The organism is Pseudomonas sp. AC169 (assembly GCF_979258515.1).
The window spans coordinates 805671-818702 of the sequence record NZ_OZ409866.1 but is presented as its reverse complement, the minus strand read 5'-3'; the positions used below and the strand labels follow the sequence as shown (position 1 = coordinate 818702).

The following is a 13032-nucleotide window of genomic DNA, read 5'->3' as shown; positions in this document are numbered from 1 at the left end:
GATTAAGGACTGCCTGTGACTGGCTTGTTTATTACCCTGGAAGGCCCGGAAGGCGCCGGCAAAAGCACCAACCGCGAATACCTCGCCGAGCGCCTGCGCGCCGCCGGTATCGAGGTGGTGCTGACCCGTGAGCCCGGCGGTACTCCGCTCGCCGAGCGCATCCGCGACGTGCTGCTGGCCCCGGCCGACGAAGTCATGAACCCGGATGCCGAGTTGCTGCTGGTATTCGCCGCGCGCGCCCAACACCTGGCCGAAGTGATCCGTCCGGCACTGAACCGTGGCGCAGTAGTGCTGTGTGATCGCTTCACCGATTCCACTTACGCCTATCAGGGCGGCGGTCGCGGCTTGTCGCTGGAGCGCATCGCCACGCTGGAAACCTTCGTGCAGGGCGATCTGCGCCCGGATTTGACGCTGATTTTCGACTTGCCGGTGGAAATAGGTCTGGCCCGCGCCAGTGCCCGTGGCCGTCTGGATCGCTTCGAACTGGAAGGCCGGGCGTTTTTCGAGGCCGTGCGCAACGCGTTCCTCAAGCGCGCCGAAGCTGATCCTGCACGCTATGTGCGCATCGACGCTGGACAGCCATTGGCCAAGGTTCAGCAGTCGCTGGATACCCTGATTCCGAATTTGCTGGAGCTGGCCCGTGGCTGAGGCCTATCCGTGGCAGGACAATCTCTGGCAGCAACTAGCCGGGCGTAAGCAGCACGCCCACGCCTATCTGCTGCATGGCCCGGCCGGCATCGGCAAACGTGCGTTGGCCGAACGCTTGATGGCCAGCCTGTTGTGCCAGCGGCCGACCCCGGAAGCGTGCGGCGAGTGCAAATCCTGCCTGCTGCTCAAGGCCGGCAGCCACCCGGATAATTACATCCTCGAACCGGAAGAAGCCGACAAGGCCATCAAGGTCGATCAGGTCCGTGATCTGGTCAGCTTCGTGGTGCAGACCGCGCAACTGGGCGGGCGCAAAGTGGTGCTGATCGAGCCGGTCGAGTCGATGAACATCAACGCTGCCAACGCCTTGCTGAAAAGTCTTGAAGAACCGTCCGGCGATACGGTTTTGCTGTTGGTCAGCCATCAGACCAGCCGTTTGCTGCCGACGATCAAAAGCCGCTGCGTGCAGCAAGCCTGTCCGTTGCCGGGCGAGGCAATGAGCCTGCAATGGCTGGCTCAGGCGCTGCCGGATTGCTCCGAAGAAGAACGTGTCGAATTGCTCACGCTGGCGGCCGGTTCACCGTTGATGGCGGTCAGTCTGCAATCCCAGGGCGTGCGTGAGCAGCGCGCGCAAGTGGTCGAAGGCGTGAAGAAGCTGCTCAAGCAGCAGCAATCGCCGACACAACTGGCCGAAGAATGGAAAAGCATTCCGATGCTGCGTCTGTTCGACTGGTTCTGCGATTGGTCGAGCCTGATCCTGCGTTATCAATTGACTCAGGATGAAGCGGGTCTCGGTCTGACCGACATGCGCAAAGTCGTGCAGTACCTGGCGCAGAAAAGCGCACAAGGCAAAGTCCTCGAGATTCAGGACTGGATTCTCGTCCAGCGCCAGAAAGTCATGAGCAAGGCCAACCTCAATCCGGCGCTGTTGCTTGAAGCCTTGTTGGTGCAATGGGCGGGATTGCCTGGTCAAAGATAAGAATGTGTACCTAGACTCTGAACATCAGCAGTGGAGGTCAACATGAATGAACCCGTCAGCCCGGGGCCCCGCAACGGCATCTTGTCCCTGACCATCAAGGACAAGTCGGTGCTTTACGCCGCTTACATGCCGTTCATCAAAAACGGTGGTCTGTTCATCCCGACCAACAAGAGTTACAAGTTGGGCGACGAGGTGTTCATGCTGCTCAACCTGATGGACGAGGCCGAGAAGATCCCGGTGGCTGGCAAGGTCGCCTGGATCACCCCGAAGGGGGCGCAAGGCAATCGCGCTGCCGGTGTCGGCGTGCAGTTCAACGACGGCGACAACACCGCGCGCAGTCGCATCGAAACCCATCTGGCCGGAGCGCTTAAATCCGACCGTCCCACTCATACGATGTAAGTAGCCGTCTTTTTTATGCTCGTAGATTCCCATTGTCACCTTGATCGTCTCGACCTCGCCGCCCACGACGGCTCGCTGGATGCTGCACTGGATGCCGCCCGTGGGCGTGGAGTAGGGCACTTCCTGTGCATCGGCGTGAGTGCCGACAACGCCGCCGACGTCAAAGCCCTGGCTGAGCGTTATGACGATGTCGACTGTTCGGTCGGTGTGCATCCGCTCGATGTGCAACCCGGCGCGGCGCCTGCGCTGGACTGGTTGCTGCAAGAACTCAATCACCCGAAAGTGGTGGCGATCGGTGAGACCGGCCTCGACTATCACTACGAGCCGGAAGCCGCCGAACTGCAGCAGGAATCATTCCGTCTGCACTTGCAAGCGGCGCAGCAGACCGGCAAACCGGTGATCATCCACACCCGTGGCGCCCGTGCCGATACCCTTGAGTTGCTGCGCGAAGCGGCACTGCCGCAGGCCGGTGTGCTGCATTGCTTCACCGAAGACTGGGACATGGCCAAAGCGGCGCTGGACATGGGCTATTACATTTCCCTGTCGGGCATCGTCACATTCCGCAACGCCGATGCGCTGCGCGATGTCGCGAGCAAGGTCCCGGCCGATCGTTTGCTGGTGGAAACCGATTCACCGTACCTGGCGCCGATTCCTTATCGCGGCAAGCCGAACCTGCCGCAATACGTGCGTGAAGTCGCGGAATTCCTGGCGATGCTGCGCGGTGAGAACTACGAACGCTTTGCCGAGCAGACCACCGAGAACTTCAAGCGGCTGTTCCCGCTGGCGAGTGTTAAATCTGCCCAGTAGTCGGTAGCCAAATCGCAGGCAAAAAAAACCCGGGTTCTGGGGGGTGAATCCGGGTTAAGACCATTAGGAGTAAAACAAAGGCACGCGGTCCCTTGGTACCTTTACCGGCGCGACACTTGGGGGAGATGTCGCCCGACAGTTCAAGTATTGATCAGTCTGGCGTGCAGTCCAGTTAGCCGGTCGAGGTTTTTAAACAAATTTGGAATACGTTCGCTTCAGTTGAGTTCTCATTGCGCCCAAAACGTTCTCAAAATGAACAAGAAACACAGATATGGTCGGATGATCCGTGCATTTTTGCGCAAGTTAGGCATAATACGCGGCTTCGAATTTTGACCCTTCAGACCTTTTCTTATGCACAAAGAACCTCGTAAGGTCCGTGAGTTTCGTCGCCGCGAGCAAGAAATTCTCGATACCGCGCTCAAGCTGTTCCTCGAACAAGGTGAAGACAGTGTCACCGTCGAGATGATTGCTGATGCCGTGGGTATCGGCAAAGGCACGATCTACAAACACTTCAAATCCAAGGCCGAGATCTATCTGCGCCTGATGCTCGATTACGAGCGCGATTTGAACGAGCTGCTGCATTCGGCCGATGTCGACAAGGACAAGGAAGCGCTGTCCCGCGCCTACTTCGAATTCCGCATGCGCGACCCGCAACGCTATCGCCTGTTCGACCGCCTCGAAGAGAAGGTGGTCAAGGGCAATCAGGTGCCGGAAATGGTCGAGGAGCTGCACAAGATCCGTGCCTCGAACTTCGAACGTCTGACCCTGCTGATCAAGGGCCGTATCAGCGAAGGCAAGCTTGAAGACGTGCCGCCGTATTTCCACTACTGCGCATCCTGGGCGCTGGTGCACGGCGCTGTGGCGCTGTATCACTCGCCGTTCTGGAGCAATGTGCTGGAAGATCAGGAAGGTTTCTTCCAGTTCCTGATGGACATCGGCGTGCGCATGGGCAATAAGCGCAAGCGCGACCCGGAAACCCCGAGCAGCTGAGCCATTCAGCAGCCTTATTGCGCCATGATTTCGCTACATGTCGCAGTACCGCAGGAATATACTCAGGCATAGGGCTTGCTAAAACTTGATTTGTGAGTCAAGTTTTAGCGGCTCGAAATTCTTTCGCCGGAGTGATCATGATCGTTGACCGTCAAGGCAGGCGTTTTCGCAATTTGCGCATCAGCCTGACCTCAGCCTGCAATTACGCGTGTACCTACTGCGTGCCTAACGGCAAGCGGTTGGTGGCTGCGCAGGATGAACTGTCAGCCGAAGCCATGGCCCGCGGCGTGGCGTATCTGATCGAGGCTGCCGGCATCGAACGGTTGCGTATCACCGGCGGCGAACCGCTGGTCAGTCCCAAACTCGAATCGTTCATGACCGCCATCGGCAAGATGGGCCTGGAAGATATCAGCCTGACGACCAACGGCCAGCTCCTCGCGAAAAAACTCCCGCTGCTGGTGGAGGCCGGTCTACGCCGGATCAACGTTTCTCTCGATACTCTCGATGCCAGCGCGTTCCGCAGCATCGCCCGAGGCGGCGATCTGGCGACTGTGCTGGACGGCATGGATCAGGCGAAAGCAGCGGGGATGAAGATCAAGGTCAACATGGTGCCGTTGCGCGGGCAGAACCTCGATCAGGTGATGCCGCTGCTCGATTACTGCCTGGAACGCGGATACGAACTGCGCTTCATCGAATTGATGCGCATGGGCCACTTGGCCAAGGACAACAATGCTTTCCTGCAACAGTTCGTCAGCCTGCAGCAATTGCTGGAGCTGATTGGCGAACGTTACGAGTACGCACAAACCGACGCGCCCGTAGACGCTACCGCCGTGCGTTACGCGATTCCCGGTCTCGGCAACTTCGGTGTGATCGCCAACGAAAGTGTACCGTTCTGCCGGACGTGCTCGCGCTTGCGCCTGTCGTCGACCGGTTGGCTGCATGGCTGCCTGTCGTCGAGCAACCGCCACTATGTCGGCGATCTGCTCGACAAGCCGCGTCATCAGGCGTTGCCGGCGCTCCAGCGATTGCTGGTCAAGGCGTTGGGGGACAAGCAGGAAGTGGCGTTCTCTGGCGGCGCCACCGTCATGAAGATCATCGGCGGCTGAGCAACCGCTTTCGCGAGCAAGCTCGCTCCCACCTTGGAATGTGTTCCCCTGTGGGAGCGAGCCTGCTCGCGAATACGATTTAACAATCATTGAACAACCAGAGCTGGCGCAAAAGCTGCATCCAACGGCCATTCGCCGGTTTTCCGTCACCGGCCTCTGGAGGAATAGGATGCGTAGCCTGGTTTTGCTGCTGGCCGTTTTGGCGCTTGGCGGCTGTATGACTGTCAGCGATATGGCCGAAGGCACTCGCTACCAGATGAGCGATGCCGGTTTGCTGGACCACAGCGACAGCCGTCGCGTGAACAACTTCCGTATTCAGCCGGACTCGTTTATCTACATCGCCCAAGGCGCATTCGCACCGCCGGGTGGTTCTTATCCGCGCCCAAACGTAGTGGCCGAAGAAGCCTTCAAAGGCTTCGTCGAATACTTCCCGATGGTTCGCCGTGCCCGCGCGCCGGAAGGCCTTGATCAGGCGATGGGCGAAGCTCGCGATGCCGGAGCGCACTATCTGCTGTACACGCGTTTCGCCAAGGCTGATGACCGCATCGGCAACTCCGATGAGTGGCTTGATCAGGAAGCCGTGGATCGTCTGGGGATCGACGGCGGCGTGATTCAGATCATGTTGATCGAGACCAGCACCCAGTATTTGATTGATACTGCACGGATCAAGAGTCGTGGCGGTTTACTGACGTTCCACGACAGCAAGCCCGAAGACCTGATCGGCCCGCCACTGGCACAGTACGCGCGTAGCCTGTTGGGAGTCGGCGACCAATAATTCAAGGAGAACGCCATGAGTGGCCCGCAAAAAGCCAATGACCTGTTGGGACAGATCCCGAAAACCAAAGGCTTGCCGCCGGTGCACTTGTGGAACCCGGACTTCTGCGGCGACATCGACATGCGCATCGCCCGCGACGGCACCTGGTATTACCTGGGCACGCCGATCGGGCGCAAGCCGATGGTCAAGCTGTTCTCCACGATCATTCGCCGCGACGGCGATGATTATTTCCTGATCACCCCGGTCGAGAAGGTCGGCATCAAAGTCGACGACGCGCCGTTTGTGGCGATTGCCGTTGAGGTTGAAGGCGAAGGGGATGCGCAGCTGTTGCGCTTCACCACCAACGTCGAAGAAACCGCCGAGGCCGGGCCGGAACATCCGATTCGCGTCGAAATCGATCCGGCGACGCAAGAGCCAGCGCCCTACGTGCATATCCGCACCAACCTTGAAGCGCTGATTCATCGCAATGTGTTCTATCAACTGGTGGAACTGGCGGTCGGCCGCGAAATCGACGGCCAGCGCTGGCTCGGCGTGTGGAGCGGTGGCGAATTTTTCCGCATCGGTCTCGAACCCTGAAACACGAATCCCTGTGGGAGCGAGCTTGCTCGCGAAAGCGGTATGTCAGTCAATACTTAGGGTGCCTGATACCCAGCCTTCGCGAGCAAGCTCGCTCCCACATTGGTTTTGTGAATCACCTTAAAATCCTGATTGACTGTTAATCGTATGATGATTAGCTTGATCACCCATCGCGATCCGCTTTGAGGTGTTCATGTCCAGCAGCTTTCACGCATCCACGGTCGACTGGCTGGGCAGCTGGATAGCCGCTGGCCAGGTCAAACCAGGGCAGACCATCAAGGTCGAGGCCGATCTCGGCGAACAGCTCGGCGTGAGCCGCACGGTCATCCGCGAAGCGATCAAAACCCTCGTTGCCAAAGGCATGCTCGAAGTCGGGCCGAAAGTTGGCACGCGCGTGTTGCCGGTGCGGCGCTGGAACCTGTTCGATCCGCAGGTCGTCGGTTGGCTGTCACGTAATGGCTTGCCGGAAAACTTCGTCGATGACTTGCTCGACCTGCGCCGCACCATCGAACCGATGGCCGTGCGCTGGGCCTGTGAGCGTGCGACGCTGGAACAGATTGAAGCGGTGCAACTGGCTTACAACGCCCTCGAACGCGCGGTTGACAGCGGCACCGATTACAACCACGCCGATCAGGTCTTCCACGAATGCATCCTTGCGGCGAGCCACAATCAGTTCATCGAACAAATGGTCCCGGCTCTCGGCGCGTTGCTCGCAGTGTCATTTGAAGTCTCTGCGGCCGACCCGGATGAACTGCGCCGCACTTTGCCGATCCACAAGGACATGGCCGACGCCATCGCCGCCCGGGATTCTGCGCGCGGCGTGTGGGCGTGCATGACTTTGATCGATAACGCGGATCTGGCGATCAAACGCTTTTACCCGAAAGTCATGGCCGACAAAAAGGCCAGCTGAATACACCGAGATCCCCTGTGGGAGCGAGCTTGCTCGCGAATGCGTCAAGTCAGATACATCATCATTGACTGACACGACGCCTTCGCGAGCAAGCTCGCTCCCACAGTAAAACAACAACAAAGAAGGAGTTGATATGCCGTGGACCGCCCTGACCCAACACCGCGCCCAACTCGGTGAAGGCCCGTTCTGGGACGCGCCGACCCAAGCGCTGTACTGGGTCGATATCGCCGGCAAACAGGCCCTGCGCCTGATCGGCCAGAACGTGCAGATCTGGCAGATGCCCGAGCACGTATCCGCGTTCATTCCCTGCGCCAGCGGCGATGCGCTGGTCACGCTCAGCAGCGGTGTCTATCGTCTTGATCTTGACTCCCCAGGTCTCGAACCACGCCTGACCCTGTTCTGTGTCGCCGACCCGCAACCCGGAAACCGCCCTAATGAAGCGCGCTGCGATGGCCAAGGTCGACTGTGGCTCGGCACCATGCAAAACAACATCGGCGAGAACGGCGAAGACCTGCCGATCACCCGTCGTTCCGGTGGCCTGTTCCGGATCGATCCGGATAAGCGCGTCACACCCTTACTGCGCAATCTGGGAATTCCCAATACCTTGCTGTGGAGCGACGACGGCACCACGCTGCTGTTCGGCGACAGCATGGACAGCACGCTGCATCGCTACTTCATTCACACCGACGGCAATCTCGATGCCGCGCAAGTCTGGTACGGCCCCGATCAGCAGGGCGGCCCGGACGGTTCGGCGATGGATGCCGAAGGCTATGTGTGGAACGCGCGTTGGGACGGCAATTGCCTGCTGCGCCTGACGCCTGACGGCAAGGTCGACCGCAGGATCGATCTGCCGGTCAGCCGCCCGACCAGTTGCGTATTTGGCGGTGAAGATCTGAAAACCCTGTACATCACCAGCGCCCAGAGCCCGCAGAACCATCCACTGGATGGTGCGGTGCTGTCGATGCGCGTGGATATTGCAGGAAAGCTCTGTACGCGGTTTGCAGGGTGAATCCCAAAATATGGGATGCAAAATTATATATTGAGATTATTTGGCGGTCGGGTTTATAGTCGGCTCCAGCAGTAACACGCACTCACACTTAAAAAGAACAAAACAGGTGAAGTGATGCAGCGAATTTCCATCGCACTCCCATGCGGAGTCCGCGTCTCGCAACGGCCCCAAGCTGTCGGCCGTGCCTGCCTGTTTCGTTCCAACCGCCTTCCAGACCGGACATCGGCAGATGCCCGGTTTTTTTGTGCTCGCGAAACAGGAGTCCTGATCCATGGCTGAGCCTCTTTCCCTGCCGCCGGTGCCCGCGCCGCCGAAGGGTGAGCGCCTGAACAACAAGGTCGTGCTGCTGACCGGCGCCGCGCAAGGCATCGGCGAAGCCATCGTCGCCGCTTTCGCCTCGCAGCAAGCAAAACTGTTGATCAGCGATATCCAGGCCGAGAAAGTCGAGCAAGTCGCCGCCCATTGGCGTGGGCAGGGCTTTGATGTGCAGGCGCTGAAGGCTGACGTTTCGCGTCAGCAGGATCTGCATGCCATGGCCAAACGCGCTGTTGAACTGCACGGGCGCATCGACGTGCTGGTCAACTGCGCCGGGGTCAACGTGTTCCGCGATCCATTGGAAATGACCGAAGAAGACTGGCATCGCTGCTTCGCCATCGATCTGGACGGCGCCTGGTTCGGCTGCAAAGCGGTGTTGCCGCAGATGATCGAGCAGGGCGTTGGCAGCATCATCAACATTGCCTCGACCCACTCCAGCCACATTATTCCCGGCTGCTTCCCGTATCCGGTGGCCAAGCACGGTTTGCTCGGCCTGACCCGCGCGCTCGGCATCGAATACGCCGCGAAGGGCATTCGCGTGAACGCCATCGCACCCGGCTACATCGAAACGCAACTGAACGTCGATTACTGGAACGGTTTCGCCGACCCGCACGCCGAGCGTCAGCGCGCCTTCGATCTGCACCCGCCGAAACGCATCGGTCAGCCGCTTGAAGTAGCAATGACCGCTGTATTTCTGGCCAGCGATGAGGCGCCGTTCATCAACGCGTCATGCATCACCATCGATGGTGGTCGCTCGGTGATGTACCACGACTGAGCGCAGTGGCTTTCACACGGATAAAACCGTTTGCAATCCAATCATCATACGATATGACTATTTTCAGAAGATTTTGCAGGAACACGCTTTAACGCTTTTCAAACATTGCTCAAAAAAAATAACAAGGAGTCAGCTTATGAAACGTCGTTTCGGGATTCGTACCCTGTGCAGTACCGCCCTGGCGGTCACCGCGTTCAGCCTGAGCAGTGCGCTGCTCGCTGCCGACACCGTGAAAATCGGTTTTCTGGTCAAGCAGGCTGAAGAGCCGTGGTTCCAGACTGAGTGGGCTTTCGCCGAGAAAGCCGCCAAGGACAAGGGCTTCGAACTGATCAAGATCGCTGTGCCGGACGGTGAGAAAACCCTGTCGGCGATCGACAGTCTTGCCGCCAACGGTGCCAAGGGCTTCGTCATTTGCCCGCCGGACGTCTCGCTCGGCCCGGCGATCATGGCCAAAGCCAAACTCAATGACCTGAAAGTGATTGCCGTCGACGACCGTTTCGTCGACGCCAACGGCAAGTTCATGGAAGACGTGCCGTACCTCGGCATGGCCGCGTTCGAAGTCGGCCAGAAGCAGGGCAACGCCATGGTCGCCGAAGCGAAAAAGCGTAACTGGGACTGGAAAGACACCTACGCGGTGGTCAACACCTACAACGAACTCGACACCGGCAAGAAGCGCACCGACGGCTCGGTGAAGTCCCTCGAAGATGCCGGTATGCCGAAAGACCACATTCTGTTCGCCGCACTGAAAACCCTCGACGTACCGGGCAGCATGGACGCGACCAACTCGGCGCTGGTGAAACTACCGAGCGCTGCGAAAAACCTGATCATCGGCGGCATGAACGACAACACCGTGCTCGGCGGCGTGCGCGCCACTGAAGCGGCCGGTTTCGCCGCCGCCAACGTGATCGGCATTGGTATCAACGGTACCGACGCCATCGGCGAACTGAAAAAGCCTAACAGCGGCTTCTTCGGCTCAATGCTGCCAAGCCCGCATATCGAAGGCTACAAAACCGCCGAGATGATGTTCGAGTGGGTGACCACAGGCAAAGAACCGCCGAAGTACACCGCGATGGACGACGTCACCCTGATCACCCGCGAAAACTTCAAGCAAGAGCTGGAAAAAATCGGCTTGTGGAACTGATGCAGCGACGGCCCGGGCAGCCGGGCCGTTTTTCGGTGTGAAGAGGTGGCTTTATGCACGCGCAAGTACAGACACACGAACATAGCGCCGTTGGCAGCCTGCGTTTCAACGGCATCGGCAAAACCTTTCCCGGCGTGAAAGCGCTGGACGCGATCAGCTTCGTCGCGCATCCCGGCCAGGTTCATGCCTTGATGGGCGAGAACGGCGCCGGCAAATCGACCCTGCTGAAAATCCTCGGCGGCGCCTACATCCCGAGCAGCGGCGAGTTGCAGATCGGCGAGCAGACCATGGCGTTCAAGTCGACCGCCGACAGCATCGGCAGCGGCGTCGCGGTGATTCACCAAGAGCTGCATCTGGTGCCGGAAATGACCGTCGCCGAAAACCTGTTTCTCGGCCATCTACCGGCCAGTTTCGGTTTGATAAATCGCGGTGCCCTGCGTCAGCAAGCGTTGAATTGCCTCAAAGGCCTGGCTGATGAAATCGATCCGCAGACCAAGGTCGGACGTTTGTCCCTCGGCCAGCGACAATTGGTGGAAATTGCTAAAGCGTTATCGCGCGGCGCCCATGTGATCGCCTTCGACGAACCGACCAGCAGTCTTTCGGCCCGTGAAATCGACCGCTTGATGGCGATCATCGGCCGCCTGCGCGACGAGGGCAAAGTCGTGCTCTACGTCTCCCATCGCATGGAAGAAGTGTTCCGCATCTGCGACGCGGTGACAGTGTTCAAGGACGGCCGCTACGTGCGCACCTTCGATGACATGAGCCAGTTGACCCACGATCAACTGGTGACCTGCATGGTCGGTCGCGACATTCAGGACATCTACGATTATCGCCATCGTCCACGCGGCGCGGTGGCGCTGAAGGTCGCCGGCTTGCTCGGTCCGGGCCTGCGTGAGCCGATCAGTTTCGAGGCGCACAAAGGCGAAATTCTTGGCCTGTTCGGACTGGTCGGGGCAGGGCGCACCGAACTGTTTCGTTTGCTCAGCGGGCTGGAACGCAACACGGCCGGGCGCCTCGAATTGCGCGGTCATGAATTGAAACTGCGCTCACCGCGCGACGCGATTGCGGCGGGCATTTTGCTGTGTCCGGAGGATCGCAAGAAGGAAGGCATCATCCCGCTGGCCAGCGTCGCCGAGAACATCAACATCAGTGCACGTGGCGCCCATTCGGGTCTTGGCTGCCTGATTCGCGGTCTGTGGGAAAAGGGCAACGCCGACAAACAGATCAAAGCGCTGAAAGTGAAAACCCCGCACGCCGGTCAGCAGATCAAATTCCTTTCCGGCGGCAATCAGCAGAAGGCCATTCTCGGTCGCTGGCTGTCGATGCCGATGAAAGTGCTGCTGCTCGACGAACCGACGCGTGGCATCGACATCGGCGCCAAGGCGGAGATCTACCAGATCATCCATAACCTCGCTGCCGAGGGCATTTCGGTGATCGTGGTGTCCAGCGATCTGATGGAAGTGATGGGCATTTCCGACCGCATTCTGGTGCTCTGCGAAGGCGCCCTGCGCGGCGAAATCAGCCGTGACCAGGCCAATGAATCCAACCTGCTGCAACTGGCTTTACCGCGCCACCGCGCTGACGGCGTGGCGAACTGAGAGGTGACTATGATGACAACCCAAAACGAAACCCTGCCCAAAGAGCGCAAACCGCTGGACATGCGCCGCTTCCTTGATGACTGGGTCATGCTACTGGCAGCTGTGGGCATTTTCGTTGCCTGTACGCTGCTGATCGACAACTTCCTTTCGCCGCTGAACATGCGTGGCCTCGGCCTGGCGATTTCCACCACCGGGATCGCGGCGTGCACGATGTTGTATTGCCTGGCGTCGGGGCACTTCGACTTGTCGGTGGGTTCGGTGATTGCCTGCGCCGGCGTGGTTGCGGCAGTGGTGATGCGTGACACCAACAGCGTGTTTCTCGGTGTCAGTGCGGCGTTGGTGATGGGCCTGATTGTCGGGTTGATCAACGGGATTGTGATTGCCAAGTTGCGCGTCAATGCGTTGATCACGACGTTGGCGACCATGCAGATCGTTCGCGGTCTGGCGTACATTTTTGCCAACGGCAAAGCGGTTGGCGTGTCGCAGGAATCGTTCTTCGTATTCGGTAACGGCCAGTTGTTTGGCGTGCCGGTACCGATTCTGATCACGATCGTCTGCTTTCTGTTTTTTGGCTGGCTGCTGAATTACACCACCTACGGGCGCAATACCATGGCCATCGGTGGCAACCAGGAAGCAGCGTTGCTGGCGGGCGTGAACGTTGATCGCACCAAGATCATTATCTTCGCCGTGCATGGCGTGATTGGTGCGTTGGCCGGGGTGATTCTGGCGTCGCGGATGACGTCGGGGCAGCCGATGATTGGTCAGGGGTTTGAGCTGACGGTGATCTCGGCTTGTGTGCTGGGCGGGGTGTCGTTGAGCGGCGGGATCGGCATGATCCGGCATGTGATTGCCGGGGTGTTGATATTGGCGATTATCGAGAATGCGATGAACCTGAAGAACATTGATACGTTTTATCAGTATGTGATTCGTGGTTCGATTTTGCTGTTGGCTGTGGTCATCGACCGCCTCAAACAACGCTGAGTCAAAAGCTACCCTCACCCCAGCCC

The 13032-nt window shown here is 59.0% G+C and carries 14 protein-coding genes; all 14 read left to right on the top strand.

Going from position 1 to position 13032, the window contains the following annotated elements; translation table 11 throughout:
• Positions 1-15 precede the first annotated feature (15 nt).
• The 14 genes from tmk to araH all read left to right on the top strand — a co-directional run bounded on the left by tmk (position 16) and on the right by araH (position 13006).
• On the top strand, positions 16-648 hold the full coding sequence (gene tmk, locus ACZZ0G_RS03630) for a dTMP kinase (protein ID WP_463555336.1): 633 nt from the start codon (positions 16-18) through the stop codon (positions 646-648).
• On the top strand, positions 641-1624 hold the full coding sequence (locus ACZZ0G_RS03625; RefSeq protein ID WP_463555335.1) for a DNA polymerase III subunit delta': 984 nt from the start codon (positions 641-643) through the stop codon (positions 1622-1624). The genes tmk and ACZZ0G_RS03625 overlap by 8 nt, the downstream gene beginning before the upstream one ends.
• Positions 1625-1666: 42 nt before the next feature.
• The gene (locus ACZZ0G_RS03620; RefSeq protein WP_007950801.1) at positions 1667-2023 is read left to right on the top strand and encodes a PilZ domain-containing protein; all 357 of its coding nucleotides are present in this window, start codon (positions 1667-1669) and stop codon (positions 2021-2023) included.
• Positions 2024-2038: 15 nt separating this feature from the next.
• Entirely contained in the window at positions 2039-2830 is a 792-nt protein-coding gene (locus ACZZ0G_RS03615; RefSeq protein ID WP_463555334.1) for a TatD family hydrolase, read from the top strand.
• A 351-nt stretch (positions 2831-3181) separates the two neighbouring features.
• Positions 3182-3820 (top strand): TetR/AcrR family transcriptional regulator, encoded by a 639-nt coding sequence (locus ACZZ0G_RS03610; RefSeq protein ID WP_007950805.1) that lies wholly within the window; start codon positions 3182-3184, stop codon positions 3818-3820.
• A gap of 137 nt (positions 3821-3957) precedes the next feature.
• A complete protein-coding gene (locus ACZZ0G_RS03605) occupies positions 3958-4926 on the top strand; it encodes a GTP 3',8-cyclase MoaA (RefSeq protein WP_463555333.1) in 969 nt (322 codons plus the stop codon).
• A 169-nt stretch (positions 4927-5095) separates the two neighbouring features.
• On the top strand, positions 5096-5701 hold the full coding sequence (locus ACZZ0G_RS03600) for a DUF4823 domain-containing protein (protein ID WP_064120365.1): 606 nt from the start codon (positions 5096-5098) through the stop codon (positions 5699-5701).
• Positions 5702-5716: 15 nt separating this feature from the next.
• Entirely contained in the window at positions 5717-6277 is a 561-nt protein-coding gene (locus tag ACZZ0G_RS03595) for a DUF1285 domain-containing protein (RefSeq protein ID WP_463555332.1), read from the top strand.
• 193 nt (positions 6278-6470) lie between these two features.
• On the top strand, positions 6471-7187 hold the full coding sequence (locus tag ACZZ0G_RS03590; protein WP_463555331.1) for a FadR/GntR family transcriptional regulator: 717 nt from the start codon (positions 6471-6473) through the stop codon (positions 7185-7187).
• A 133-nt stretch (positions 7188-7320) separates the two neighbouring features.
• Positions 7321-8196, top strand: coding sequence for an SMP-30/gluconolactonase/LRE family protein (locus ACZZ0G_RS03585; protein ID WP_463555330.1), 876 nt, complete (start codon positions 7321-7323; stop codon positions 8194-8196).
• 271 nt (positions 8197-8467) lie between these two features.
• Positions 8468-9286 carry an SDR family oxidoreductase gene (locus tag ACZZ0G_RS03580; RefSeq protein WP_463555329.1) on the top strand — a complete coding sequence of 273 codons (819 nt, stop codon included), beginning with the start codon at positions 8468-8470 and terminating at the stop codon, positions 9284-9286.
• Positions 9287-9422: 136 nt separating this feature from the next.
• Positions 9423-10427, top strand: a complete 1005-nt coding sequence (locus ACZZ0G_RS03575; protein WP_122842546.1) for a substrate-binding domain-containing protein — start codon at positions 9423-9425, stop codon at positions 10425-10427.
• Positions 10428-10480: 53 nt separating this feature from the next.
• A complete protein-coding gene (gene araG / locus ACZZ0G_RS03570) occupies positions 10481-12025 on the top strand; it encodes an L-arabinose ABC transporter ATP-binding protein AraG (protein ID WP_463555328.1) in 1545 nt (514 codons plus the stop codon).
• A 12-nt stretch (positions 12026-12037) separates the two neighbouring features.
• Entirely contained in the window at positions 12038-13006 is a 969-nt protein-coding gene (gene araH, locus ACZZ0G_RS03565) for an L-arabinose ABC transporter permease AraH (protein ID WP_026000669.1), read from the top strand.
• The last annotated feature ends 26 nt before the right edge of the window (positions 13007-13032 follow it).

Coding starts and splice junctions, on each gene's coding strand:
- ACZZ0G_RS03605 (WP_463555333.1), top strand. CDS start 3,958: ATGATCGTTGACCGTCAAGGCAGGCGTTTTCGCAATTTGCGCATCAGC.
- ACZZ0G_RS03590 (WP_463555331.1), top strand. CDS start 6,471: ATGTCCAGCAGCTTTCACGCATCCACGGTCGACTGGCTGGGCAGCTGG.
- ACZZ0G_RS03620 (WP_007950801.1), top strand. CDS start 1,667: ATGAATGAACCCGTCAGCCCGGGGCCCCGCAACGGCATCTTGTCCCTG.
- ACZZ0G_RS03595 (WP_463555332.1), top strand. CDS start 5,717: ATGAGTGGCCCGCAAAAAGCCAATGACCTGTTGGGACAGATCCCGAAA.
- araG (WP_463555328.1), top strand. CDS start 10,481: ATGCACGCGCAAGTACAGACACACGAACATAGCGCCGTTGGCAGCCTG.
- araH (WP_026000669.1), top strand. CDS start 12,038: ATGACAACCCAAAACGAAACCCTGCCCAAAGAGCGCAAACCGCTGGAC.
- ACZZ0G_RS03585 (WP_463555330.1), top strand. CDS start 7,321: ATGCCGTGGACCGCCCTGACCCAACACCGCGCCCAACTCGGTGAAGGC.
- ACZZ0G_RS03580 (WP_463555329.1), top strand. CDS start 8,468: ATGGCTGAGCCTCTTTCCCTGCCGCCGGTGCCCGCGCCGCCGAAGGGT.
- ACZZ0G_RS03600 (WP_064120365.1), top strand. CDS start 5,096: ATGCGTAGCCTGGTTTTGCTGCTGGCCGTTTTGGCGCTTGGCGGCTGT.
- ACZZ0G_RS03610 (WP_007950805.1), top strand. CDS start 3,182: ATGCACAAAGAACCTCGTAAGGTCCGTGAGTTTCGTCGCCGCGAGCAA.
- ACZZ0G_RS03575 (WP_122842546.1), top strand. CDS start 9,423: ATGAAACGTCGTTTCGGGATTCGTACCCTGTGCAGTACCGCCCTGGCG.
- ACZZ0G_RS03615 (WP_463555334.1), top strand. CDS start 2,039: ATGCTCGTAGATTCCCATTGTCACCTTGATCGTCTCGACCTCGCCGCC.